25 protein-coding genes are annotated in these 25,199 nt (G+C 68.7%); 13 read left to right on the top strand and 12 right to left on the bottom strand.

All coding sequences use genetic code 11. The annotated features are described in order from the left end of the window. Window positions 1-178 precede the first annotated feature (178 nt). The 3 genes from AAF430_11635 to AAF430_11625 are packed head-to-tail and all read right to left on the bottom strand — an operon-like array spanning window position 179 to window position 2,908. Window positions 179-673, bottom strand: a complete 495-nt coding sequence (locus AAF430_11635; protein MEM7410878.1) for a nuclear transport factor 2 family protein — start codon at window positions 671-673, stop codon at window positions 179-181. A gap of 34 nt (window positions 674-707) precedes the next feature. Continuing rightward, window positions 708-2,132, bottom strand: coding sequence for a cupin domain-containing protein (locus AAF430_11630; protein MEM7410877.1), 1,425 nt, complete (start codon window positions 2,130-2,132; stop codon window positions 708-710). A gap of 2 nt (window positions 2,133-2,134) precedes the next feature. Further along, a complete protein-coding gene (locus AAF430_11625; GenBank protein ID MEM7410876.1) occupies window positions 2,135-2,908 on the bottom strand; it encodes a class II aldolase/adducin family protein in 774 nt (257 codons plus the stop codon). A gap of 122 nt (window positions 2,909-3,030) precedes the next feature. On the opposite strand from AAF430_11625, the gene AAF430_11620 reads away from it, so the two are divergent. The 5 genes from AAF430_11620 to AAF430_11600 all read left to right on the top strand — a co-directional run bounded on the left by AAF430_11620 (window position 3,031) and on the right by AAF430_11600 (window position 8,450). Continuing rightward, entirely contained in the window at window positions 3,031-4,020 is a 990-nt protein-coding gene (locus tag AAF430_11620; GenBank protein ID MEM7410875.1) for a D-2-hydroxyacid dehydrogenase, read from the top strand. 63 nt (window positions 4,021-4,083) lie between these two features. After that, window positions 4,084-4,620 carry a MarR family winged helix-turn-helix transcriptional regulator gene (locus AAF430_11615; protein MEM7410874.1) on the top strand — a complete coding sequence of 179 codons (537 nt, stop codon included), beginning with the start codon at window positions 4,084-4,086 and terminating at the stop codon, window positions 4,618-4,620. A 50-nt stretch (window positions 4,621-4,670) separates the two neighbouring features. Further along, entirely contained in the window at window positions 4,671-6,416 is a 1,746-nt protein-coding gene (locus AAF430_11610) for an amidohydrolase family protein (GenBank protein ID MEM7410873.1), read from the top strand. Window positions 6,417-6,447: 31 nt separating this feature from the next. Next, the gene (locus tag AAF430_11605; GenBank protein MEM7410872.1) at window positions 6,448-7,905 is read left to right on the top strand and encodes an NAD(P)/FAD-dependent oxidoreductase; all 1,458 of its coding nucleotides are present in this window, start codon (window positions 6,448-6,450) and stop codon (window positions 7,903-7,905) included. A gap of 89 nt (window positions 7,906-7,994) precedes the next feature. Further along, window positions 7,995-8,450 carry a hypothetical protein gene (locus AAF430_11600; protein ID MEM7410871.1) on the top strand — a complete coding sequence of 152 codons (456 nt, stop codon included), beginning with the start codon at window positions 7,995-7,997 and terminating at the stop codon, window positions 8,448-8,450. A 55-nt stretch (window positions 8,451-8,505) separates the two neighbouring features. Here the strand turns inward: AAF430_11600 and AAF430_11595 are convergent, their stop codons facing one another. Next, entirely contained in the window at window positions 8,506-9,420 is a 915-nt protein-coding gene (locus tag AAF430_11595) for an NAD(P)-dependent oxidoreductase (GenBank protein ID MEM7410870.1), read from the bottom strand. Window positions 9,421-9,503: 83 nt separating this feature from the next. Here AAF430_11595 and AAF430_11590 point away from each other — a divergent pair, with 83 nt between their 5' ends. The 4 genes from AAF430_11590 (at window position 9,504) to AAF430_11575 (ending at window position 14,378) form a co-directional block, all read left to right on the top strand. Further along, window positions 9,504-10,673 carry a sulfotransferase gene (locus tag AAF430_11590; GenBank protein ID MEM7410869.1) on the top strand — a complete coding sequence of 390 codons (1,170 nt, stop codon included), beginning with the start codon at window positions 9,504-9,506 and terminating at the stop codon, window positions 10,671-10,673. A 64-nt stretch (window positions 10,674-10,737) separates the two neighbouring features. Next, entirely contained in the window at window positions 10,738-11,931 is a 1,194-nt protein-coding gene (locus AAF430_11585) for a DUF1214 domain-containing protein (GenBank protein MEM7410868.1), read from the top strand. Window positions 11,932-12,103: 172 nt separating this feature from the next. After that, window positions 12,104-13,024: a potassium channel family protein gene (locus AAF430_11580; protein MEM7410867.1), complete on the top strand. Its 921-nt coding sequence runs from the start codon at window positions 12,104-12,106 to the stop codon at window positions 13,022-13,024. Between the two features lie 55 nt (window positions 13,025-13,079). Beyond that, a complete protein-coding gene (locus AAF430_11575; protein ID MEM7410866.1) occupies window positions 13,080-14,378 on the top strand; it encodes a cytochrome P450 in 1,299 nt (432 codons plus the stop codon). 42 nt (window positions 14,379-14,420) lie between these two features. Here the strand turns inward: AAF430_11575 and AAF430_11570 are convergent, their stop codons facing one another. After that, window positions 14,421-15,512 carry a Zn-dependent alcohol dehydrogenase gene (locus tag AAF430_11570; protein MEM7410865.1) on the bottom strand — a complete coding sequence of 364 codons (1,092 nt, stop codon included), beginning with the start codon at window positions 15,510-15,512 and terminating at the stop codon, window positions 14,421-14,423. 71 nt (window positions 15,513-15,583) lie between these two features. Next, the gene (locus AAF430_11565; GenBank protein ID MEM7410864.1) at window positions 15,584-15,985 is read right to left on the bottom strand and encodes a GFA family protein; all 402 of its coding nucleotides are present in this window, start codon (window positions 15,983-15,985) and stop codon (window positions 15,584-15,586) included. A 144-nt stretch (window positions 15,986-16,129) separates the two neighbouring features. On the opposite strand from AAF430_11565, the gene AAF430_11560 reads away from it, so the two are divergent. Next, a complete protein-coding gene (locus tag AAF430_11560; GenBank protein MEM7410863.1) occupies window positions 16,130-16,912 on the top strand; it encodes a hypothetical protein in 783 nt (260 codons plus the stop codon). Window positions 16,913-16,928: 16 nt separating this feature from the next. On the opposite strand, the gene AAF430_11555 is transcribed toward AAF430_11560, so the two are convergent. Next, window positions 16,929-17,501, bottom strand: a complete 573-nt coding sequence (locus AAF430_11555) for a YceI family protein (protein MEM7410862.1) — start codon at window positions 17,499-17,501, stop codon at window positions 16,929-16,931. Between the two features lie 119 nt (window positions 17,502-17,620). Here AAF430_11555 and AAF430_11550 point away from each other — a divergent pair, with 119 nt between their 5' ends. Further along, window positions 17,621-18,112: a nuclear transport factor 2 family protein gene (locus AAF430_11550; protein MEM7410861.1), complete on the top strand. Its 492-nt coding sequence runs from the start codon at window positions 17,621-17,623 to the stop codon at window positions 18,110-18,112. A gap of 19 nt (window positions 18,113-18,131) precedes the next feature. Continuing rightward, window positions 18,132-20,036: an ATP-dependent DNA helicase RecQ gene (locus tag AAF430_11545; protein ID MEM7410860.1), complete on the top strand. Its 1,905-nt coding sequence runs from the start codon at window positions 18,132-18,134 to the stop codon at window positions 20,034-20,036. On the opposite strand, the gene AAF430_11540 is transcribed toward AAF430_11545, so the two are convergent. From AAF430_11540 to AAF430_11525, 4 genes are all read right to left on the bottom strand, one after another. Beyond that, entirely contained in the window at window positions 20,033-21,196 is a 1,164-nt protein-coding gene (locus tag AAF430_11540; GenBank protein MEM7410859.1) for a PLP-dependent aspartate aminotransferase family protein, read from the bottom strand. The two genes, AAF430_11545 and AAF430_11540, sit on opposite strands and share 4 nt — an antisense overlap. A 62-nt stretch (window positions 21,197-21,258) precedes the next feature. Next, window positions 21,259-21,924 carry a DUF899 family protein gene (locus tag AAF430_11535; protein ID MEM7410858.1) on the bottom strand — a complete coding sequence of 222 codons (666 nt, stop codon included), beginning with the start codon at window positions 21,922-21,924 and terminating at the stop codon, window positions 21,259-21,261. Between the two features lie 22 nt (window positions 21,925-21,946). Further along, window positions 21,947-22,384, bottom strand: a complete 438-nt coding sequence (locus tag AAF430_11530) for an SRPBCC domain-containing protein (protein MEM7410857.1) — start codon at window positions 22,382-22,384, stop codon at window positions 21,947-21,949. Beyond that, complete coding sequence (locus AAF430_11525) at window positions 22,377-22,730, bottom strand: metalloregulator ArsR/SmtB family transcription factor (protein ID MEM7410856.1); 354 nt, start codon at window positions 22,728-22,730, stop codon at window positions 22,377-22,379. The genes AAF430_11530 and AAF430_11525 overlap by 8 nt, the downstream gene beginning before the upstream one ends. Window positions 22,731-22,849: 119 nt before the next feature. On the opposite strand from AAF430_11525, the gene AAF430_11520 reads away from it, so the two are divergent. Further along, entirely contained in the window at window positions 22,850-23,356 is a 507-nt protein-coding gene (locus AAF430_11520) for a gamma-glutamylcyclotransferase family protein (GenBank protein ID MEM7410855.1), read from the top strand. Between the two features lie 112 nt (window positions 23,357-23,468). On the opposite strand, the gene AAF430_11515 is transcribed toward AAF430_11520, so the two are convergent. Next, window positions 23,469-25,091 carry an NAD(P)/FAD-dependent oxidoreductase gene (locus AAF430_11515; protein ID MEM7410854.1) on the bottom strand — a complete coding sequence of 541 codons (1,623 nt, stop codon included), beginning with the start codon at window positions 25,089-25,091 and terminating at the stop codon, window positions 23,469-23,471. Window positions 25,092-25,199: the final 108 nt, after the last annotated feature.

Genomic DNA, 25,199 nt, shown 5'->3' with positions numbered 1-25,199 from the left:
ATCGCCATCGCGTTGTCACGCCCGACCCGTAGGGTGGTCGCGTCAGGCGGCGCTTCGCGGCCCCATCCCCGTCGAACGCAGCGTCGTGTCGCCTGGCGGCGACGCCGCTCTCGAGCGGCCACGCAACGAACCGAACGCAGGCGGGGGTTGCCTGGCAGCCCCCGCCCCCCTCGGTGCGCTAGGCGTCGATCTTGCTCTGACCGCCGGTCGACCAGGCGCTCGCCGTCAGCTTCAGGCCGGGCACATCCTTGCGCGACTGGATCTGTTCGAAGGTCCGGTGGTAACCGGTGAAGGTGATCTTCCAAACGCCGTCGATCTTCTCGTAGTGATCCTCGTAGAACGCCGCGCCCTGAATGGTGATCTCGAAGCCCGTTTCGATGACCGTGTCCTCCAGGGCCCAGACCCCCTTCGCGGTCGTCGGACTGGTGAGCTCGATCTCGGGATGGTGCACGCGATGGCTGCTGTGGAAGGTCTCGGCTCCCATCGACTTCGAGAGCCACTCGCAGATCGCGTCGCGGCCTTCGTAGGCGTACTTGCCGCCGCTGTAGGCACAGCGGGCGTCGGGCGTGAAACAGTCGGGCAGCTCGCTCCAGAGCTTCTGGTCGACGCAGCGCATGTACTTGTACTTGAGCTGCTTGATGCGTTCGATGTCGACGAGGTCTTCGGGGGTCATGGTCTTCTCCAGGCAGGGTGCGCCGGGGCGCGGGTCAATGGAATGCGACGTCGCGCGCGAGTCGCGACGTCGGGGGCTGTTCGGGAAGCGGCTCCACCCAGAAGAAGGGCCGCGTGAATACGCTGCGGTCCCCGTTCGGCGCCCAGGTCGAGCCGAAGTTGTCGAAGGGCAGATCGTTGACGATCCCCTGGGCGAGATGGGGCGAATAGGGATTGTTGAAGAGGATGTCGCCCGGCTGCACGCGGTAGCGCTCCCCGTCGACGCCGTAGATCACCGGGCCGCTCAGGATGTAGTAGAACTCGGGCACCAGGTGACTGTGCTCCACATACGTGGAGCGCGGGCCCCAGGCCGTCTGCGAAATGTTGAAGTCCCAGCGCCCATCGGCCCGGGTCGCTCGGAAGATCGCCTTGTGCTTGGTGATCTCGGCCATCCGGGTCACGACCGGGCCCAGGCTCGCGATGTCGCGCGAGAAGAAGAAGCCGCCCGACCGGAGGGTCTCGACGGTGAGCCAGGAGACCTCGCTCTCGTTTCGGAAACGCGGGACGTCCGGATAGGGATCGCGCCCGGGCCCGAGCGCGCGGCGGCGTTCTTCGAGCTGCACCGCGGCCTCGGCGAAGACGCTTCCCTCGGCCGCCGTCGCCGCGGGGCTCGCGGGCGACGCGACCGGAGCGGTCTCGTAGCGCGCATTCCAGAACGCATAGTCCGCAGGCATCGTGGCCTCGGTGGGTTGCACGTGTTGGTTCGCACCGGTGAGGTAGTAGCCCGCGTCGATGAAGGCTTGATCGCCGTCCGGCGCCCAGCGGATCCAGAGCCAGCGCAGGGGCTCGTCCCCAGTCGCCACCGCCCGGCGCACGTCGTAGGGGTTCAGCTTGACGGTCGTGCCCGGCGTGGCGGTTTGCGTCACCCCCTCGACGGTCATCTCGCCGCGGCCACCCACGACGATCCACACGCCGGGTGAGCCGCCGGCGTGGGCCGGCAGTGCTGCGCCCGGCCCGAGCATCCACTGGACGATCTTGATGTCCGGGTGATCGAAGGCGAGACGCACGCGCATCGAAGCTTCGAGGGCGGCTACGCCGGCGGCGTCCTCGCGCTGCAGGGCTCCCCAGTCGCCCGGCAGCACCCGCGACAGGGAGCTCCAACCGAACTGACGGGTGAAGTGGGCGGCCGGATAGCGGCCCGGCGGTGCGGGCAGGTTCGGATCCGCCAGGTCGCGTTCGCGGCGTGCGCGGAACTCCGCGTAGAGGCGCCGGTGGGGATCGTTCGGGTCGTCGATGTCGAAGTAGATGTCCGGGTCGATGTCGTCCGCGCGCAGCGTCGGGACCGGCGGCTCCTTCGCCGCAGCGGGAGCGGTCTCGGGATCGGCCGCTGTCGGCGCCACGTCGCTCGGTGTGGCGCAGGACAACAGGGTCGCCGCGAGCGCCGAGAGCATCGCCGGAGAGGAGCGTTCGGGTCGGCGCATCGTCAGTCGCGGTAAGAGGGATCTTCCCGGTCGAGCGCCGCGCAGAGCGCGGGCCACTCGAAGCGCCCCCAGTGCGCCATGTGCTTCGCCTGCTCGGGCACCTTGCGGATCACGTCGGGCGGCAGCGGCTGCAGGGGCGCGCCACAGGAGAGGGTCTGCACTTGCATCTGGCAGGCCTTCTCCAGGAAGAAGGCGTTCACGTAGGCCTGTGCGACGCTGCGACCACAGGCGAGCGTGCCGTGGTTGCGCAGGATCATCACCCAGCATTCACCCAGGTCGCGGACCAGACTCTCCCGCTCGGCGTCGTCGAGCGCGAGTCCTTCGTAGTCGTGGTAGGCGAGCACGTCCTGGAAGTAGAGCGCGCGCTGGTTGATCGGCAGGAGCCCTTCGCGCAGGGTCGACACCGCGGTGCCGGCGATCGAATGCATGTGCAGCACCGACGCGACGTCGCTGCGCGCTTCGAGGACGGCGGCGTGGATCGTGATCGCGGCGGGGTTGTGCGGAAACGGCGATTCGCTGAGCCGGTTCCCCTGGTAGTCGACCTTGATCAAGCTCGAGGCCGTGATCTGCGAGAAGAGCAGCCCGTAGGGATTGATCAGGAAGTGGTGCGGCTCCTCGGGAACCCTTGCCGAGATGTGGGTGGAGAGCAGATCGTCCCAACCCTCGCGCGCCACCAGACGGTAGGACGCGGCGAGATCGACGCGCGTCTGCCACTCTGCTTCGGACACGGCTTCGCGCAGCGAGGGAATCGTCGGCAGGTCGCGGCGCTCGGTCATGGCGGTCTCCTTTGGACCCATCGCGCCGGACCCAGCGCGGCGCGTCTGGAGGAGTGGCGCGTCTGGGTGCGACGCATCTGGGAGCGACGGAGCGCCCAGTATACGCCCGAAGGAGAGCGACATTGAAGCAACGCGGACTGCTGGTCTCCGAGCTCGTCGCGCGCGACTGCGCCGATGCGCTGGCCCGGCGCGCGCCCGACCTCGTCCCGGTGGTGGTACGCGGCGAGCTCGACGCCGAGGCCCTCGCGACGGTAGAAGCGGCATTCTTCAGTGGCGATCTCTACCCCGACCACATGGGTCCCTTCCTGCGCTGGGTTTCGAACGCGCCCGAGCTCCGTTGGCTCCACAGCTTCAGCGCCGGTGTCGACAACCCCTTCTTCCAGGGGCTGCTGAACCGCGGCGTCCGCGTCACCACGTCTTCCGGTGCGAACGCCCGGGCCGTTGCCCAGCTCGGTGCCCTCTTCTTGCTCGCCCTCGCCCGCGAGCTTCCCGCTCGGCTCGACGCCCAGCGTGCCCGGCGTTGGGAGCGAAGGCGCGTGCGCGACCTCGAGGACGCCCGCCTGGTCGTGCTCGGCATGGGTCCGATCGGGGCGGAGATCGCGCGCCTGGGCACGGCGCTCGGCATGAAGGCGCTCGGACTGCGACGCACGCCGCGCGGAGACGAACCCTGCCCGACCTGGCCCTTGGAGCGGCTGGACGAAGCGCTCGCCGGAGCCGACTTCCTCGCCCTGGCCCTCCCGCTCACGCCCGAGACGCGCGGGCTGCTCGGCCGCGACCGCCTCGCACGCCTGCCCCGCGGCGCCTGCCTCGTGAATGTCGGGCGAGGCGAGCTCATCGACGAGAGCGCCCTCGTCGAGGCGCTCCAGAGCGGGCAGCTCGCCGGCGCTGGCCTGGACGTCTTCGAGACCGAGCCCCTGCCCGAGACCAGCCCGCTGTGGAACCTCCCCAACGTGCTCGTGACCCCCCACGACGGGGGCTTCACGCCGGCCAGTCGTCGCCACGCGGTGACCCACTTCCTCGAGAACCTGTCGCGCTGGACCGAGGGGGCGCCCCTCGTGAACGAGGCAGCCGCCAGCGCGTCCGACACGGAGGATGGAAACGGAAGCGGGTAGGAACGAGACCCCTGGAAACTAGTTGCGCGAGCAACTATCCTGGGTGTGCGCCAGGAGCCCGACTTGCCCGCCCCCGACTTCGCCCAACAGCTCCAGCAGGACCTCGACGACATCGAGCACGGTGTCGCGGCGGCAGCCCCGGGCAGTGACAGCCGGTTGATCGCCCTCAGCAGTCGGCTCGCAGCCGTCGCGGGCCTGCACCGCGGGCTCCTCGAAGACGCCCTCGCCGAACTCGACATGACCCAGGTCGAGGAACAGGTGATCGGAATTCTGCGCGGTGGCGTCGCCGATACCCCCGGCGAGCTCGCCCGTCTCATGTGGCAGACCCGGGCCGGCATGACCCGCACCCTCGATCGACTCGAGCGTCGCGGGCTGGTGCGACGCGACGCCGACCCGGAGGATGGCCGCCGCGTCCGGATCCGACTCACCGCCAAGGGAGATCGCACCGCTGAGCGTCGACACGAGCTCGAAGCGGAAGCCCTCGAGAGTGCCTTCGGCGATGCGGAGAAGGCCGAGCTCGAGCGTCTCCGCCGCGCCCTCGACCGCGTGATCGAGCGCCTGGCCGCCGCGCGCTCGGCCCACGCGAACTGGACCCCCTGAACGAACGAAACCCCTGAAGCCCGTTTTCGCAAGCCACAGGAGCCATCGACATGCTCGACTTCGACCTCATCATCCGCAACGCCATGATCGTCGACGGCAGCGGGGCGCCGCCCTTCGAGGGCGAACTCGCCGCCAAGGATGGCCGCATCGCCGCGGTGGGCCCGCGCGGCAGCGTGACGGGAACCGCCGCACGCGAGATCGACGCCGAGGGCCGAACGCTCACGCCGGGCTTCGTCGATGTCCACACCCACTACGACGCCCAGATCACCTGGGATCCGAATCTCCTCCCGTCGGGCTACCACGGCGTCACCACTGCGGTGGTCGGCAACTGCGGCGTCGGCTTCGCGCCCGCGCATCCCGACAAGCACGATTGGTTGATCCAGCTGATGGAAGGCGTCGAGGACATCCCGGGCGCCGCCCTCTCCGAGGGCATCGAGTGGGAGTGGGAGACCTTCCCCGAGTACCTGGACGCGCTCGAGCGCACACCGATGGCGATGGACGTCGCCACCCAGGTGCCCCACAGCGCAGTGCGCGCCTACGTGATGGGCGAGCGCGGCGCGAAGAACGAACCGGCCACGCCCGAAGACATCACCGCGATGGCGCGCATCGTGAAGGAAGGCGTCGCCGCCGGCGCGCTCGGCTTCTCGACGTCGCGCACGATCGCCCACCGGGCCCTCGACGGGGAGCCGGTACCGGGCACCTTCGCGGCCGAGGACGAGCTCTTCGGCATCGGAAAGGTGCTGGGCGAACTGGGCACGGGCATCTTCGAAGTGGCGGGCGCGGGCGCGGCGGGCGAGGACATCGCCGCTCCGAAGAAGGAAGTCGACTGGATGCGGCGGCTGTCGGCCCACATTCAGCGGCCGGTGACCTTCGCGATGCTCCAGGTGGATTCGGCTCCGAACCTCTGGCGCGAGCTGCTCGATCTCTCGGTCGAAGCCGCTGGAGAAGGGGCGGAGATCTATCCCCAGGTCGCAGGGCGTCCCTTCGGAATGCTGATGGGGCTGCAAACCGAGCGACACGCCCTCGCGGCGAAGCCCAGCTACATGGCGATCGCGCACCTGCCCTTCGAAGAGCGGGTGGCGAAGCTGCGCGACCCCGAGGTGAAGGCGAAGATCCTGGGCGAGGACATCGTCGGCGAGCCCGGCTTCCACATGATCTGGGAGCAGTACGCCTCGCTCTTCCCGCTGGGCAACCCACTCGACTACGAGCCGTCCCCGGACCAGAGCATCGAAGCCCGGGCGAAGCGCGAAGGACGCGACCCGGCCGAGCTCCTCTACGACCTGATGCTCGAGGACGATGGCCGCGCGATCTTCCTGGTGCCGATCCTCAACTACAGCGATCGCAACTGCGATCACATCTACGAGATGATGCACCACCCCCGGGCCGTGCTCGGGTTGGGAGATGGCGGCGCGCACTGTGCGCTGATCTGCGACGCCAGCATCCCCACGTTCATGCTGAGCCACTGGGTGCGCGACCGGACGCGCGGCGAGCGTGTCCCGGTGGAGTTCGCGATCCGTCGCATGACCCGCGACACCGCCGAGCTCTACGGCTTGCAGGACCGCGGGCTTCTCGCGCCCGGCATGAAGGCCGACCTGAACCTGATCGACCTGGACGTGGTCGATCTCGAACTGCCCGAGGCCGTGGCCGACCTGCCCGCCGGCGGTCGTCGCCTGATGCAGCGCGCGCGCGGCTACGTCGCCACATTCGTCTCCGGCGTCGAGGTGATGCGCGACGGCGAGCCGACGGGCGCTACGCCGGGGCAGCTGATCCGCGGCGCCCAGGGCGCGCCGGCCTAGCGGCGCGCAGAATCGACCGAGGGATTCCATCTTGTCCGATCACGCGTCGCTCCGTATCGCCATCATCGGAGCCGGCCCCGCTGGGCTGGCCGCCGGTCACGAGCTGCTGGCTCAGGGCTTCACGAACTTCACGCTCTACGAGGCCACCGACGCCGTCGGCGGCACCTGGCACATCCACACCTACCCCGGCCTGGCGTGCGACGTCTGGGCCCACTCCTACACCTTCTCCTACCGGCCGAACCCGGACTGGAGCGCGAGCTTCGTGGAGCAGCCCGAGATCGAGGCCTACCTCCAGCAGTGTGCGCGTGAGTTCGGGCTCGAGCCCCATGTCCGGTTGAACACCCGCATCGCGGCGTGTCGCTACCAGTCGAACGGCCACTGGGAACTCGAGAGCGAGGCCGGGGAGCGTTTCGAAGCCGACGTCGTGATCAATGCGATGGGCAATCAGCACACACCGCTCTACCCCGACGTGCCCGGCCGCGAGAGCTTCGAAGGGGATCAGTTCCACGGCACCCGCTGGAACCACGACGTCCCCATCGACGGCAAGCGCATCGTGGTCGTCGGGTCTGCGGCCAGCGCCGTCCAGATCGTCCCCGAGATCGCGAAGCAGGCGGGACACCTGACCGTGCTCCAGCGGACGGCGAACTGGATCATGCCTCGCGGCCGCAAGCCCTACTCGGAGAACCAGCGGAAGTGGTTCCGGCGGGCGCCGGTGCTGATGCGTCTCACCCAGCGCTTCCAGCGCTTCCTGATGAGCTTCGTGCACGATGCCGCCACGCTCGGCCACAAGCGGATGGAAGACTTCGAGAAGCGCGCGCAGGGCTTCATCGACAAGGCCATCGAAGATCCGGAGCTGCGTCGCGCCCTCACCCCCGACAGCCGCTACGCCTGCAAGCGCGGATTGGTGTCCGACGACTTCTATCCGGCCCTCACCCAGGATCACGTGGAGCTGGTGCCCGAAGGGTTGGCCGCCGTCCGACCGACGGGCATCACGACCCAGAGCGGCCGCGAGATCGATGCCGACGTGATCATCTACTGCACCGGCTACCGCATCCTCGACTTCGATCGCATCGCGGTCGAGGGTCGGGACGGCGCGAGCCTCGCGGGCGTGATGGAGAAGGCGCCGGAAGCCCACAAGGGCATCGCCGCGCCGGGCTTCCCGAACTACTTCTTCGCCGTCGGCCCGAACGGGCTGGTACTCGACGTCCCGTACTTCGTGACCGTCGAGCGCAACATCCAGAGCATCGTCGAGCTGCTCCGCCAGAAGCAGGCGAACGGCGCCCGCGCGATCTCGGTGAAGCCCGACGTGCACCGCGCCTACAACGATTGGCTGCTCGAGCGCTTCCCCCGGTACTCCTGGGGCAACGCGAGCTGCAACAGCTACTACCGCAACGCTGAAGGGCGGGCGCCCTTCCTGTTCCCCGGGAAGTTCGCCGAGTACGCCGAGCTCCACGAGGCGGTGGGCCTCCACGAATACGACGCTCACTGAGGACGCGATCGCTCCACGAACGCGGGGAACTGGGATAGGCTGCCCGCAACCCCGGCACCACGTCGGGAGCGCCCGCCAGGAGTCTCGCCGTGAACCGTCCCGTGCTGCGATGCATGCTCGCCGCTCTCGCCCTCACCTCGAGCGTGGCCTGTAACGGCCCCTTCCTGCTGCTCCCGGGCGGCACGCTCCAGGGCGACGCCCAACCCGCCCCGGCGGACTGGGGGTTCGCGGGCGATGCCGGGATCTTCGAACTCGAGACGAACCCCTCCGAACCCTACTCGGTGAACCTGGCCTACACGGTGATCGATGGGCGTCTGCTCCTGAATGCGGGCGACACCGAGACCCAGTGGGTGCAGAACATGGACGCCGACCCGAACGTGCGACTCCGGCTCGACGGCACGCTCTACGAGGCCCACGCCGCGCGGATCGACGACGAGGCGCTGGTCGACGCGTTCTCCGACGCCTGGACGAACCAGTCGATGTTCCGCCGCGATCCCCGCGAGCTCGAACGGGTGTGGATCTACGAGCTGACCACGCGTCCCTGAGCGTGCGTCGACCGCGGGTGGGCGCCAGTGACCTGCGCTCGACGGGCGTGTTGCTCTAGACCAGCGCCTCGGGGTGGCGGGCCTCGAGCATGCGGCGCACGCCTTCCCGCCACGGGACTTCGCAGGGCCCGGCGAGCTTCGTCCGCAGCGTGGGATCGAGCCGGTACTGGTGGATGCCATCCGGCGACTCGATGCAGCGGGCGGTCTTCCCGACCTGCTCGGCGATGTACTCGCACATCTCGCGCAACGGCACGGGTTCGTCGCCGCCCCAGTTCACGATCGTCGCCGGAACCGACGCGGCCGCGAGCAGCCCCGGCACGTGGCGCGCGATGTCGTCCTCGTGGATCGGCGAACAGGTGGAATGCCCGGGCAGCAGCGGGATCGGCTGCTCCGCGATCACCTGATGCGCCAGCATCGCGGGCAGGCCCCCGTTGTCCCCATAGGCCGCGTTCATGCGGGCGATCGTCGTGGGGAGCGCGTGGTTGCGCGCGGCGAAGCGGGCCACCGCCTCCTGGCCGATCTTCGAGATGCAGTAGGTCGGGGCGTAGGGCTGATGACTCCCGCCCAGCGCTGCCGACTCGACTACCGGCGCGTCACCGTCCGCGGGTGACGCGTAGACGCCGCAGGTCGACATCATCAGGCACGCTTTCGCATTCGCGAAGCGGGCCATCACGTGTCCCGTTCCCTCGGCGTTGATGCGAAGCGCCGCATCGAAGTCGTCTCCGGGCAGGATCGCGGCCGCGAGATGCAGGACGTAGTCGAAGTCGTCGGGCAGGTCCTGCCAATCGGGCTCCGCCAGGTCGACCGCGCGGGTGGTGATGCCAACCTGATCACATCGCTCGCGCGTGCGCGCGTCGCTGAAGCGGGCGATCCCCCACACCTCGTTCTTCTCCGCCAGGCTTCGAGACAGGGGGAACGCGATCTGCCCTGCCGGCCCCGTCACGAGGATCTTCTGCCCTTCGAGTCCCATCGCTGCCTCCGACCAAGCTTGGACGATCCGCGCTGCGCAACTCCAGCCCGCGCGCGGAGAGTGCGGCAGCGTATCATGCGCCCATGAGCGCGCTTTCCCTCGACCCGGCCGGACTCCTCGACGAGGCGCGGCGTGTCACGGGCCTCGACGACTTCGGGGACCCGGCGTTTCGCGAACCCTTCGAACGCACCTGCCACGCACTCGCGAACGAGGCGAAGCTCAACGAGGTGGGCCTCGGCGCCCAGCGCCAACGCCTGATCGACGCCCTCGCCGCACGCGCGCTCGCCGAGCATTGGTTTCGGACCCACCCGGAGATCCTCGAAGAGCCCATCGACGATCCGCTCGTGATCGTGGGGTTGCCGCGCACGGGCACGACGATGCTGCACCGCGTGATCGCGGCCGACCCGAGCTTCGACGCCGCGCTCTGGTACGAGACCCGCTTTCCCTCTCCTCCCCGCGGCTGGGACTGGAAATCGCCCGACCCGCGCGTCGAACAAGGACGCGCAGAAGTCGCACAGACCCTCGAGTTCGTACCCGCGCTCGCGTCGGTTCATCCTTGGGATGCCTGTAAGCCCGACGAAGAGATCATGCTGATGGAACCCTCGTTCCTGATGCCGATGGCCGAGGCCTACGCGGACGTGCCCGAGTTCGGAGCCTGGAGACGCGAGCAGGATCCCACGCCGGCCTACGTCTACCTGAAGCGAATCCTGCAGCTGTTGCAGTGGCAGCACCGACGGATGGGGCGTGCCAAGGACCGCTGGGTGCTCAAGGCGCCCATCCACATGGGCCACATGCCCCAGCTCTTCGAGACCTTTCCCGGCGTCTCGGTGGTGCAAACCCACCGCGACCCGATCGAATCCGTACCTTCGATCTGCAGCATGACCCACTACATCTGGCAACTCGGATGCGACGATCCCGACCCGATCGCGGCCGGCGAGCAGTGGTCGCGCATCTTCCTCGACGGGATTCTCGCCTGCATGGAGTTCCGCGATCGCGGCCACGACGATCGCTTTCTCGACATCCAGTTCCTCGACACGGTCCGCGATCCGCTCGGCGTGGTAGCGCGCATCTACGCATTCCTGGACAAGCCGCTGACCGAGTTCGCGACCGATCAGATGCGACAATGGACCGAGGACAACGCGCGCGAGAAGCGCCCGCCCCACGAGTACACCCTCGAGAAGTTCGGGCTCAGCGAGGCCGGCATCGAGCGCGACTTCGGCGGCTACCGAGCGCGCTACGTCGAGGGACGCTGAGCCCACCCGTCCGCGCCGGCCGTTGGCGCTTCGCAACACCCCACCCTGTTTGGAGGACTGTCTCATGTTCCGTTCGCTCGCGTTCGCCCTGGCGCTCTGCTGTGCGCTTCCCCTGACTGCCGAAGAGGACCCCGCGCGCTTCGAGCAGCTCGAAAGCGTGCAGGCCTTCGACGGCCTGATGCGCACCGTCGCGGAGCTGCGCGCGACCGTCCTCGCCGATGCGCGGACCGAACGGGAAGTGGCCGAGGGCATGCGCTTCATCCTGCGAACCCTCGCCATGTCCCAGGACGTCAGCGGCGACGGATTCCCGCAGGCGCCCCACTTCGCGCGAATGGATACCCGCCGCCGCAAGATCGGCGGGGACAACCCGGATGCCGAGTACGACAACGTCGTGTGGAACGGGAACTTCGACTACAAGATCACGGGGCACCGGGGTGGCGTCGACCACCTCTCGTTCCAGTTCCTGTCGGTGCAGCCCGGCGGGCGCCAGAAGTCGATCGGGTACCTGAACGAGCGCACCATCGCGACCGACGAAGAGGGGCGCTTCACGATCTGGCTGACCCGAGAGAAGCCCGAGGGCGCCGAGAACTGGATCCCGGGTGGGCCCGAGGCCGGCGCAGGTACCCTGCTGGTGCGGCAGTACCTCGGTTCGCGCGACGAGCCGCTCGCGGAGTACGACATCGAGGTGGTGGGGCGTGCTCCCTTCGCCCCCCTGCCGCCGTCCACGGACCAGGAGATCGCGCGCGCGATTCAGTTCACGGGGCATGCGCTGAAGGGGATCGGACTCCTTCACCGATACGTCTCGCCTGCGCTCGGAGAAGATCCGAACGGCTTCAAGCTCCGCAACAGTGACGACTTCGGCGCCGACATCAGCAGCTCGGACAACCTCTACGTGATCGGCACCTACGACTTCGGTCCGGACGAAGCGCTGCTGATCGAAGTCGAGCCGCTCGCAGACACGCGGTTCTGGAACCTCGCGATCGAGAACCCCTGGCACGAGTCGGTCGACTACCGCAAGCGCAAGACCTCGCGCACCCACGAGGACGTCGTGGTAGACGCGGATGGGAAGGTTCGCTTCCTCCTGGCGCACGCGCGCAGCGACCACCCGAACTACCTCGAGACCGCCGGGCACCAGCGCGGCTTCATGACCTTCCGCTGGGTTGGCGAGCGCGACGCGCAGCCGCCGCTCCCGACGGTGGAGCGGCTGTCCATCGCCGACGCGATCGAGCGAGGAAAGAAGCTTCAGAACGCACGCTGACCGGGGACCGCCTCCCGAACGTTTCAACTCGAAACGCACGGCTCCGTAGTTCCACGCAGGAGCGCGTCCTGGCTCGGGTTTCGCGCCCAAGCGCGGGCACCTGCCGGCCGATAGCGCACGCATGGAGGTGCGGAAGCTCCAGCTACGCCGGCGTGTCCACGAGATTTTGGACGTGGCGCAGCCCGACGACACGGCAAGCCGTGTGGCCGACTTCGCGCTGATGGCGCTGGTCGCGCTCAACGTCATCGCGGTCGTGATGGAGTCGGTGGATGCGGCGATGGAGCGCTATGCGCTCGTCTTCTTCGTCTTCGAGCTGTTGAGCGTTTCGGTCTTCAGCGCCGAGTACCTCTTGCGCATCTGGAGCGTCGCGGACTCGCGCAACCCGCGCTTCGCGCACCTGAGCCCGAACCAGCGGCGGCTCCGCTGGGCGTTCTCACCGCTGGCCCTGGCGGACCTGCTGGCGATCCTGCCCTTCTACCTCCAGGCCTTCGTCGCGATCGACCTGCGCTTCCTGCGCACCCTGCGCCTGCTGCGGGTGCTGAAGCTCACGCGCTACTCGCCGGCCATGGGCATGATCCTCGACGTGCTCCGGCACGAGCGGCACTCGTTCAGTACCGCTTTCTTCCTCATGTGCACGCTGCTGATCCTGGTGGCGGCCGGAATCCATCTCGCCGAGCACCAGGCCCAGCCCGAGGCCTTCGGGTCGATTCCCGCCGCGATGTGGTGGTCCGTCGTCACGCTGACGACGGTGGGCTACGGCGACGTCACGCCGGTCACGACGCTGGGGAAGATCTTCGCCGCGTCGGTGTCGATCGTCGGCGTCTGCCTCGTCGCCCTGCCCACCAGTATCATGGCCTCGGGCTTCGCCAACGCGCATCGGAGACGCCAGGAACGCCTCGAGAGCCACGCCGACATCGCGGTGGCCGATGGCTACCTGAGCCCCGAAGAGTCCCGCGACTTCATGGACCTCGCCGAGCGGTTGGGAGTCGAGCCGGACTCGGCGATCACGATGGTCGAGGCCGCCTGGCAGCGTCGCGAGACGCGAAGCCTCCCCGACGCCTGCCCCCATTGCGGGAAACGCCCCGGCGAGTAGGCCGCGCGCCTCAGGTCGCCCCGCCGCGGCGCACGCTGGGGTGGTAGGATGCGGCGTGGCCGCCCTTTCCCTCGACACTCTCGACATCCACAGCAAGGACCTCTACGTCGAACGCGGCTATCCGTGGCGGGAGTGGGACTTGCTGCGGCGCGAGGCGCCCGTGTTCTGGTACGAGCGCGAGGGCATCGCCCCGTTCTGGGCGATCACACGGCACGCGGACATCCTCACGATCTCGAAGCACGCCGAGGTGTTCGTCAACAGCCGACGCCTGCGCCTCCAGACGATCGCCGAGGACGAGCTCCAGTTCGGCTCTCAGCGGGGTCGCGCCGAGGCGCGGGGCTGGGATCCGGACGAGCCCCCCGACTTCATCTTCATGGACGACCCGCGCCACCGGGACTTTCGCCTGCTCTCGGCGCGTCGCTTCACGCCGGCTGCCCTGCGCAAGCTCGAGGTGCACTTCGATGCCCTCGCCCAGAAGTTCGCCGGGGAGTTCTCGGGCGAACTCGAAGCCGCCGCCGCCGCGGGGAAGACGTGCGACTTCGTGCGCGGTTTCGCCCAGAAGCTACCGCTGTCTGCGATCGGCGAGATGATGGGGCTCCCGACAGGCGATTGGATGCGCCTCAAGACCCTCACCAACGTCCTGATCGGCGCGCCGGAACCCGAGTTCTTTCACGACGGTGAGGATCGCAACCTCGGCGTCCTGCGCGCCTTCGACGAGATCACCGAGTACATGATCGATCTCGTGCGCGATCGGCGCGCGAAGGGACCGGGGGGCGACGACCTCTCGACCTTGATCGTTCATTCGGAGATCGATGGCAAACCGCTGACCGAGCAGCAGCTCCAGGGCTACCTGTTCGTGATTCTCGCCGCGGGCAACGAGACCACCCAGAACGCCCTGAGTGGCGGCGTCCACGCGCTGCTCGAGCACCCGGACCAGCGGGCCCTTCTGTGCAGCGACCCTCGACACGTCAACGGCGCCGCCGAAGAGATCCTGCGTTGGACCTCGCCCGTCGTGCAGTTCGCGCGCACCGCCGTGCGCGACTTCGAGCTCTCGGGCACCACGATCCGCGCCGGCGAGGACGTGGGCATGTGGTACCCCTCGGCGAACCGCGACGAGGCGGTCTTCGAAGACCCCTACCGCTTCGACATCACGCGGCAGCCGAACCGCCACCTCGCGTTCGGCGGCTTCGGAGCCCACTTCTGTCTCGGGGCGAACCTCGCGCGATGGGAGCTGCGCGCCGCCCTGCGCGCGCTGATACCGCTGCTGCCGCGATTCGAGAGCGCCGGCCCCCCCGAGCGGGTGCCGAACCTCCACGTCTCCGCGATCCACCGGATGCCGGTAAGCGCGGCGTAGCCCCCCGAGCCACTGCCCCGGAGCACGCGCCTCGAAACCGCCTCAGTCGAAGACGATGACCTGACGCGCGGCCGAACCCTTGCGCATGGCGTCGAGGGCCGAGTTCACATCGTCGAGGCCGATGCGCGAAGAGATCATCTCGTCGAGCTTCAGGCGCCCATCCAGATAGAAATCGATGTAGCGCGGCATGTCGACGCGGAACTGGTTCGATCCCATGAACGAACCCGTCACGTTCTTCTCCTGGAGGGTCAGATCGGCGGCGGAGATCGGCACCATCTCGGTGATCGGCACCACACCGACGAGCACCGTGGTGCCGCCGCGACCGGTCATGCCGATCGCCTGCTGGACGGTGGGCACCAGGCCGATGCACTCGAACACGAAGTCGGCGCCGCCACCGGTGAGGGCCTGCACGGCCGCGACCGGATCGCCCTCGCTCGCATCCACGCACTCGGTTGCGCCCATCGACTGAGCCAACTCGAACTTCCACGACTGGGCGTCGACGGCGATGATCTTGCCCGCGCCGCCGATGCGCGCGCCCTGCAGCGCTGCCAGGCCGACACCGCCGCAGCCGACGATCACGACCGTGGCACCGGCCGGGATGTTCACGGTCTTGAGCGCCGCGCCCAGGCCCGTGGTGACGCCGCAGCCGATCAGGCAGGCGCGGTCGAGGGGCATGTCATCGCGGATCTTCACCAGGGAACGCTCGGGGCAGAGCATCTTCTCGGCGAACGAGGAGAGGTCGCCGAGCTGACCGACGGCCTCGCCTTCCTTCGTAGTGATGCGCGGCTTGCCCTCGAACCCGCGGGTCGGCGCGTAGGTCGACAAGCAGAGATAGGGTCGGCCACCGGTGCAGAAGTCGCAGATACCACACCAGCGGTTCAGACAACCGATCACGTGGTCGCCCACGGCCACTTCGGTGACTCCGTCGCCCACCGCCTCGACGACCCCGGACGGCTCGTGGCCGAGGATCGCCGGGGGCGGCAGCGGAATGCCGCCCTCGACCATGTGGAGGTCGCTGTGGCAGATGCCCGAAGCAGCGGTCTTCACCAGCACTTCGCCGGGCGCGGGCTCGTCGACGACGAGATCTTCGATCGAGAGCGGTTCGTTGTTGACCCGCATGACGGCGGCTTTCATGACATGTCTCCGTGCACCGTCGAACCGTTTGCGGCGACGTGCGATCGAGTGGGAACCAGGCGCCGGACGCGTCAGCCCGGAAGCTTTTCGAAGGTCGGGATGTCCGTGGGAACGTGGTGGTAGGGCTGCTTGTCGCAGGTGTAGATCGCCATCTGGGGACCACCGAAAGCAGCCGGGTCATCGAGCGTTCCCACCTTGACCATCACCATGCCGCCCGGCGGACGACTGACCACCTGGGTGCCGCAGCTCGGGCAGAACTCGCGGACCACACCGTTGTCGAGGTCCTTGCGCTGGAAACCCTTGAGTTCGCCCTTCGTGACCTTGAAGGCGGCGTCCATCACGCCCATCACGAGCAGGGAATCTCCACCGGTGGCGTACTGACACTCCCGGCAGAAGCATTGGCCCTTCATCGCGGGCTCACCCTCGATCTCGTAGCGCACTTCCTTGCAGTAGCAGCCGCCCTGATAGCTCATCCGAAGTCCTCCGGTGGGTTGGGTTTCGGAGCCGGCAATCTAACACGAGCGAGGGGGCCAAGACATCGATTCGGGTCGCCCTCGGGCCGTGACAGCGCGCTAGGCTGAGCGCGCGCAGCACGAGTCGTCTCCGAGAAGCCGAACATGCCCCTGCCTGCCCCTGCGACCGCGGAACCCCTCGCCCTGCGTCGGGCCTACCTCGAGGATGATCGCGCCCAGGTACGGGCATTGCTGGTGGGGATGGGCGCGCTCGCGTTGATCTACGTGCCCCTCGAGTGGCACCTCTACCGCGACCAGGCCTTCTTCCTCCCGTTGATGGCCGTGCGTTCGATGATCATCACGCTCATGGGAGCGCTGCTCCTGTGGACCTCACGCGTGGACACGCCCGCGGATCTGGATCGCATCATGGCGGTGCAGCTGGCGGGCGGCGTGGCCCTGGTGATCGCGATCAACGTGCTCTACCGCACCCATTTCGGCGTCGATCTCCTGCTGATCATGGCGATCTACATCGCGCTACCGGCGCGCCTGCTCTACCAGGCGCTCGGTGCGGGTGCGCTCTCGCTCGCCGACGTCGCGATCGATCAGTTCGTGATGGCCCCCGACCCGAACGACGCCGTCGCGACCCATCTGTTCGCGAACGCCCTCGGGATCGGGCTGCGACTCCGCCAGCTGCGCCTGCGCCGCAGTCTCTACGAGTCCGCGCAGAGCGAACGCGAGAGCCGGGTCGAGCTCGAGCAGGCCCTCAACGCGGTGCAGCAGCTATCCGGACTCCTCCCGATCTGTGCCGTTTGCAAGAAGATCCGCGACGAGGCCGAGGTGTGGCACCCGCTCGAGTCCTACATCGACACCCACAGCGACGCCCAGTTCACCCACTGCTACTGCCCCGACTGTGCGAAGCGCCTCACCGAGGGCACCGAAGCCGGCTGAGCGAAGGCGCGATCGGCTAGGGCAGCTGCGCGTGGAAGGAGACGTCGACGCGCTCGCGGATCGCGAGCGGGTTCCACCATTGGTCGGGCTCGCCGATCCCGAAGTCGAGGCGGTCGAGCGCCACCTCCCCTCGCACTTCGAAGGGGTCGGGCTGCACCACGACGAAGCTCCCATCGAGGGTCTTCTTCACCCCGTGGAGGTCGAGATCGATCTTCACCGCGTAGACCGGCTCGCCTGCCGCGTTGGTGCCGTTCGGGGTCGCGCTGTGGAGTCTCGCGGTGGCCGACGGAAAGCGCTCGACGTCGAAGAAATCCGGCGTCCGCAGATGGTCGTCGCGGTCCTCGATGCCCGTGTCGACGCTGGCCAGATCGACGCGCACCACCACCTCGCCGCCGGCGAGGTCCGCCGGATCGACCGACGCCCGGGCGACCTCCCAGCGGTGGAAGGTGCCGTTGGCGGTGGAAACGCCGTTCTTCGCGACGAAGGTCAGCGCCTGTTCGGTGTCGGCCCCGGCCGAACCGACCCACATCCCTGCGGTCAGCACGAGGGCGAGCCCCGCTGCCCCCATCCAAGCCATCGTCCGTCGCATGGTGCCTCCTCGTCGTCCGGTACGACCGGGCGGGCGCGCGAGGACTCTAGCCCCGACCGCTGGCGCCCGCGCGCGACGCCCGGCACAGTCGCGGCTTCCCCACGAACCAGGAGCCGCCCGTGTCCCCTTCCCCCGAAGCTGCCGAGGTCCAACGCACCGTCGACTGGGTCGCGATCCGCCGACTGCACAGCCGCTACGCCGACGTGATCAACCGCCGCGCCTGGCCCGAGCTCGCGGATCTCTTCCTGCCCGACGCGGTGGTGCGCGTCGAAATGCCCCGTCAGGACCCGATCGACTCCACCGGCCCCGAGGCGCTGGGGGGGTTCATCGAGAGCGCGGTGGCGCGCTTCGACCTCTTCCAGTTCGTCGTCCTCGAAGCGCGGATCGAGTGGCCGCCCGAGCTGCCCGACGGCGAGGCGATGGGACGGATCTACATGGTCGAGCTGCGCCTCGACAAGAAGACCGGCCAGGAAACCAAGGCCTTCGGTCTCTATCAGGATCGCTACCGGAAGACCGCCGACGGCTGGCGCTTCGCGGCCCGCCGCTTCCAGCCCACGGCCTGGAGCGGGCGCGACCTCTCCACCCTGCCCCTCCCCGCCCTCGACTTCTGACGCCCCGGAGCGCCAACGCTTGAGCCGGCGTCCGGGGTCGGGTACCCACCTGGACATGGGGGTGATCGCGACGCTCACCGAGGCGCGCGCCGTACTGAGCGACGTCTTCGGCTACGAGGACTTTCGACCGGGTCAGGACGAGGCCGTCGCTCTGGCGGTGTCGGGACGAGACGCCATCGTGCTGCTCCCCACCGGGCTGGGGAAGTCCCTCTGCTATCAGGTGCCGGCGTTGGCGGCCCAGCGTCGCGGGCTCGGCACGACGGTGGTGGTGTCTCCCTTGATCGCGCTGATGCAGGACCAGGTGGGCGCCCTGCGTGCGCGCGGCGTCGCAGCCGCCGCACTGCACAGCGCGCAGGAAGACGAGGAACAGCGTCAGGCCGTCAAGGCCTACCTGCGCGGCGAACTCGCGCTGCTCTACGTCTCACCCGAACGCGCGGCGCGCGAGAGCTTTCGGCGCATGCTGGGGCGAACACCGACGGCGCTCCTCGCCGTCGACGAAGCCCACTGCGTGAGCCAATGGGGACACGACTTTCGTCCCGACTACCTGCGCCTCCACGAACTCCGCAGCCTCGCCCCCTGTCCCTGGATCGCGCTGACCGCGACGGCCACCCGCGACGTCCTCGCCGAGATCGAGAGCGGCCTCTCTCTCACCGAACCGAAGATCGTGTCCGGTGACTTCACCCGGGAGAACCTCGGGCTCTCCGTGCACCCCCTGCGCACCCAGGCCGAGCGACAACGGACGCTCGAAGAAGCGCTCACCGACGCGGGGCTGCGCAGCCGGCGCGGCGGCGGACGCGCGATCGTCTACTGCGCGACGCGGAAGACGACGGAGACCGTTGCGAAGACGCTGCGGGATCAGGGCTACCCCGTCGGGTACTACCACGCCGGGCGCACCCAGCTGGCGCGCGAACGGGCACAGCGCGCCTTCGAAGCCGGGCGCACCCGCATCCTCGTCGCGACCAACGCCTTCGGCATGGGCATCGACCTGCCGGACATCCGCCTGATCGTGCACTTCCAGTCTCCAGGCAGCCTCGAGGCCTACTACCAGGAAGCCGGCCGGGCCGGGCGCGATGGAGCCCCCGCCGAGTGCCTGCTCTTCTTCGGCGCCTCGGACCTCCAGACCCAGCGACGGCTCGCGTCGGGCGACAATGCCACCCAGCGCGCGCGTACCGAGCGCGCGCTCGCCGCACTCGAGGGCTACACGCGCGGCAGCCGCTGTCGGCAGGCCGTGATCTCGGAGCACTTCACCGGAGAGCGCGACGAGCGACGCTGTGAACGCTGCGACGTGTGTCGTGAGGACGTCGCCCGACCGAACGAGTCCACGGCGAAGCCGCGCGTCGAAGTCGAACCCCTTTCCGCCGAGGAGGACGCCGTCATCCTGGCCGCCGTCGACCGGCTGTCGCGTCCGGTCGGCAAGGGCAACCTCGCGCGCGCCCTGCGTGGCAGCAAGGCGAAGAGTCTCTCGCGCGGCGGTCTCCTCTCGATGCCCGAGTACGGCAACCTCGCCCATCACAGTGAGGCGTCGATCGTCGCCGCGATCACGCGGCTCCTCGACGACGGGCGCCTGAAGCGCACGGGCCAGAAGTACCCCACGGTCTGGCTCCCCGGAAAGCCGATCCGAGGCGCCGCAGGCGAGCGCGACGATGCGCCGCGCCGTCAGCGGGTGACGAAGAAGCGCGGCTCGCTGCAAGGGGGCGGCGACATCGCCCGCGCCCTCGACCGCTACCGCCGCCGAACCGCACGCCAGCTGAAATGGAAGACCTACATGGTGTTCCAGAAGCGCACGATCGTGGCGATCGAACGCCAACGCCCGCGCAGCCGCGCCGCGCTAGAAGGGATCCCCGGACTCGGCCCGGCGAAGATCGAGCGCTTCGGCGACGACATCCTGGCGGTCGTCCGCGAATTCGACGATGGCGGGCGCTAGAGCCGCGCGAGGCCGCGCTCCAGGTCCGCCCGAAGATCCTCCAGCGCCTCGATCCCGACCGAGAGCCGCACCAGGCCGTCGGAGATCCCGACCTTCTCGCGCTCGGCGCGCGGGATGCTCGCATGGGTCATGCTGGCCGGGTGGTCCACCAGGGACTCGACGCCGCCGAGACTCTCGGCCAACGCGAAGAGCTCGAGATGGGACACGAAGGCCGACGTCTCTTCGAGCGTGGCGTCGAGTTCGAAGCTCACGATGCCCGAGCCGCCGCGCATCTGTCGCCGGGCGAGATCGACCTGGGGGTGGGAGTCGAGGAACGGGTGGCGCACCCAGCGCACCCGGGACACCGACTCGAGCCAGGTCGCGAGCGCGAGCGCGTTCTCGTGATGGCGCTCCATCCGCAGCGCGAGGGTCTTCACGCCGCGCGCGACGAGCCAGGTGTCGAAGGGGGACGGGTTGAGTCCCACCGCCTTCTGGGCGAAGACCATCTGTTCCTGCCATGCGGCGTCGCGCGTCACCACCACGCCGCCCAGGCAATCCGAGTGGCCGTTGACGTACTTCGTGGTCGACGAGAGCGAGAGCGTGGCCCCGAGCTCGAGAGGGCGCTGGAAGTACGGCGACGCGAAGGTGTTGTCGACGAGCACCGGCGCTCCGACGCGCGCCGCCACCTCGCTGATGGCGGCGATGTCCAGCACCTTGAGCAGCGGGTTCGTCGGGGACTCGAGCCACACGAGGGCGGGACGGGACTCCTCGAGCACGGCGAGGGCCGCCGGATCCGTGAAGTCGACGTAGCGCACCGACACCCCGAACTTCTCGAACACCCGGTCGAAGATGCGGAAGGTGCAGCCGTAGACGTTCTCCTCGGCCAGGACCTCGTCGCCCTGCCCGAGCGTCGAGATCACCGCGGTGATCGCGGCCATCCCACTCGCGAACACCGTCGCGTACTCGCCGCCTTCGAGCGAGGCCAGGGTCTCGCCGAGACGGGTGAAGTTCGGGTTCCCCGAACGCGTGTAGTCGTAGCCGCGCGTCACCCCCGGGCGCTCCTGGGCGAAGGTGGAGGTGGTGTAGATCGGCGGCATCACCGCGCCGGTTTCGGGATCGGCGTGGTTTCCGACGTGGATCGCCCGTGTTTCGAACGCGGCGTCGGCGAGCGGTTTGGTCATGCGCGGCCCCCCTGGGTTGGCGGCTGCGCATTGTAGCGGGCGGGCTTGCCGCGCGTTCGGCGCTAGCCGCCGTAGCTCCGCGACGGGAAGAAGTCGCCCCGGCCCTCGGGCAGGAGGTCCAGGAAGTGCCAGATCGGGGACAGCAGATCCATGCCGCGGAAGCCCTCGGCGCCGAGCAGCGCCGACTGGGAGTAGAAGTGGGAGACCCGGCCGTCCGCGTGGCGTTCGAAGATCGAGACGCCTGGGTTCTGGCGCCCGTCTGCGTCTTCGAAGCCGAGATCCCGCTTCAGGTCCGCGTCTCCCGCGCTCACCAGCCGCAGATGCTGCCAGCCGCGCTCGCGCGCGTAGTCGGCGAACGCCGCGATGTCCCCCGCGACGAGGACCGCGAAGTTCGCCGTCTCGGTGATGTGGGGCATCGCTCCGTCGTAGCCGTCGGCGAAGGCCGTGCACATCGGACACGGCGACTCCTGGGACTTGCCGTACATGAACTGCATCAGGATCAACGGCTTCGCCGGGTCGTTGAAGAGCTCCGAGAGCGTCACGGGCGCTGGCTGGCCGTCGCGCAGCTCCTGGAAGACGAGATCTTCGACGAAGTGATCGCGCGGAAGTGCCCGGCGTAACGCCGCGACCCGTTCGCGCTGATCGCGCAGGGCGACCTCGGCCTGCTGCAGTTCTTCACGCAGCTTCGCGTACTTCGGGGATTCATCGGAAAAGCGGGCGATCGGCATCGTTTCCTCCAGAGGGCCGCTCTCAGGCGACGGTGAGATGCTGGCTCAGCGCCGCAAGGATGCGCTGCCAGCCTTCGCGATGTCCCTGATAGGCATCGCCGTCGGGAAGATCGCGGTGTTCGAGGGAAAGCCGGGTTCCCCCGTCGACCGCTTCGAAGGACACCACGAGACGCGTCACGGCGTGTTCGGGTGGCATCCATTCGGACACCCAGCGCAGCTCGATACGACGACCGGGCTCGATCGCGAGGTATTCCCCGTGCTGAACGTAGTCGCGCTCGCCGCCATGCATCGCGATCCGGAAGCGACCTCCCACGCGGAAATCCACCTCGACCGTCGCGTGGGAGATCTCATCCGACGGACACATCCACACGGAGAGACTCTTGGCGTCGGCAAAGGCGTCGAAGACACGCTTCGGCGATGCCGACAGCACGCGCTCGATGCGGATGACGTTCTCAGTCATCCGTTGGCCCCGATTGGGCGTCGTCGGCCAGGAACGTTTCGAGTGCGTCGAGTCGAGCGTTCCAGAACGCTCGGTAGTCGGCGGCGAAGGCCGCGGCGGCGCGCAGGGGCTGCGCCTGCAGGTGACACCGACGTTCGCGACCCCGGTTCTCGCGACTCACCAGGCCCGCGTCCTCGAGCACGCGCAAGTGCTTCGACACCGCGGCGAAGCTGATGGAGAACGGCGCGGCCAGGGCCGTGACACTGGCAGGCCCAGCCCGCAGCTGCGCCAGGATCGCGCGGCGGGTCGGATCCGCGAGAGCGCGGAAGGTGCGATCCAGCGTGGATTCCGGAGCCACTCCAGCCATGCGATGATATTAAACCAGTTGGTTTAACAATGCACCGGCGTTCGGCTGACACTCTGCCCGCCCCCCGAGGCCGAGCCGGAGCGATGGGCCGCGCGCGTCCTCCGGATACGCTCGTGGGTATGGCGACGGAGACACAGTGGTCCTGGTACTTCGCCTACGGCAGCAACCTCGACCCGGGCACCTTCGTCGGGCGCAGGCGGATGCGTCCCCGCGACGCGTGCGTCGGCCGCCTCGACGACTACGCCCTCGTCTTCGACCTGCCCGTCGGTCCGGGAGAACGCGGCGTCGCGAATCTACGCCGCACGCCCGGAGCGCACGTCCACGGCGTCCTCTACGAGATCGCCGACGAGCAGGCCCAGCTCCTCGACCGTACCGAGGGCGTGCAGCACGGCTTCTACACGCGCGCCGGAGTCGCGGTCGACCTCGAGCACGGAACCAAGCGGTCCGCGTTCACCTATGTGTCGCAGCGGGGCGTGGCGGGACGGAAGCCCTCGCGGCGTTACCTCGGTCTCCTGTTGCGGGGCGCACGCCACCACGGGCTGCCACTCGACTGGACGGCTTGGCTGCGATCCCTGCCCCTCGCGATCGACGAACGCGATCCGCAGCAGGAACTCCCGCTCCGGTGAGCGGGGAGGAGCAACCGCGCCAACCCAGCGGTCGCACCGCCGGGTCGTGGGCTCGGATGCCGGTCCGACTACGGCAAGAAGCGCGCCGGAAATGCGGGTTCGCCGGCCGCGACTAGCCGCCGAAGACGAACCCGCGGTAGCCGTCGGCCACGATCGCGTCGCACTCCTCGGCGTACTGGACCTGCCCGGCGGTGTAGGGCAACACCACGCGAGCCTTGCCGGGAATGTTGGCGCCCGTGTACCAGGAGGTGCCCTGGCCGACGAAGGAGTCCTCGGCGACTTCGAGCACGTGCGCCCCCCATTCCGCCTGGGCCGCCTGGCTGGCCTCGACCCGCGCAACTCCGCGGTCGCGCATGTGTTGCAGGCAATCCGCGATCCATTCCACGTGGTGCTCGATGGCGACGGGCATGTTCATCAGGACCGAAGGACTCCCGGGGCCGGTCACGGTGAACAGGTTGGGAAACCCGGCGATCTGGAGGCCGAGGAGCGTCTGGGGCCCCTCCCTCCAGGCGTCCTGCAGCCGCAGCCCTCCCAAGCCTTCGATGTCGATCTTGAGCAGCGAACCGGTCATGGCGTCGAAGCCCGTCGCGAAGACGAGGACGTCGAGGTCGACCGGCCCGCTCGCGAGCCGAACCCCCTGCGCCGTGATGCGTTCGATCCCGTCGCTGCGCAGGTCGACCAGGCGGACGTTGTCGCGGTTGAAGCTCTCGTAGTAGTCCGTGTCGATCGGGGGTCGTTTCGCGCCGTAGCGATAGCCGTAGGGACAGAGTTTCTCGGCGGTCTCCGGGTCGTCCACCATCGCGCGGATCTTGCTGCGGATGAACTCGGAGGCGTACTCGTTGGCGACCGGGTCCGACAGGATGTCATTGAAGCCACCCCACAGGAACTTGAACCCGCCTTCCTCCCAGAGCTCCTCGAAGACCGCCTCGCGCTCCTCGGGGCTCACCGACGTGGCTTCGCGTTCGATCGGCAGGTATGGGAAGCCACCCGAGGTGCTGCGCGCCAACGCAAAGATCTCGGCGTAGTTCTCCTTGATGCGCCGTTGATCCTCGGGAGCGAAGGGGGCATGCCGGGCCGGCACCGTGAAGTTCGGGGTGCGCTGGAAGACGGTGAGGTGGCGCGCCGCGCGCGCGATCACCGGGGTCGCCTGGATCCCCGTCGAACCGGTGCCGATCAGCCCGACCCGCTTGCCGCTGAAGTCGACGCCGCCCTTCGGCCAGCGCGCCGTGTGGAACGACTCACCGCCGAAAGCTTCGAGCCCCGGGATGTCGGGAAGGTTCGCGGCCGACAGACAGCCGACCGCGCTGATCACGAACTGGGCCGTGAAGCGCTCGCCGCCCTCGGTCTCGAGCTCCCAGCGATTCGCGGCTTCGTCGAAGCGCGCCGCCGCCACACGCGTCTCGAGCTGGATGTCGCGCCGCAGATCGAAGCGGTCGGCCACGTGGTTGAGGTAGCGCTCGATCTCGGGCTGTTCGGGATACTTCCCAGACCACTCCCACTCCTGGGCGAGTTCGTCGGAGAACGAGAAGCAGTAGTAGAAGCTCTCCGAGTCGCAGCGCGCCCCGGGGTAGCGGTTCCAATACCAGGTTCCGCCGACGCCGGCGCCACTCTCGAAGACGCGCACCCGCATGCCCAGGTCGTCGCGCAGCTTCTTCAGGGCGTAGAGCCCGGAGAAGCCAGCGCCGATCACGAGGACGTCGTAGGGCGCGGAGCCCGGCTGGGGCGGGGCAGGCATCGGGGACTCCCAGTGGCGTCTCCCATTCCTAGCACGGGCGGCCTGCGCGCGAAAAGCCGAGCGAATCCGAGCTCATGGCGCCCCGCGTCGGCCATCGAGCGGCCCCCT

The organism is Myxococcota bacterium, from assembly GCA_039030075.1.
Lineage (GTDB): Bacteria > Myxococcota_A > UBA9160 > UBA9160 > SMWR01 > JAHEJV01.
This window is presented reverse-complemented; position numbering and strand designations above follow the sequence as displayed.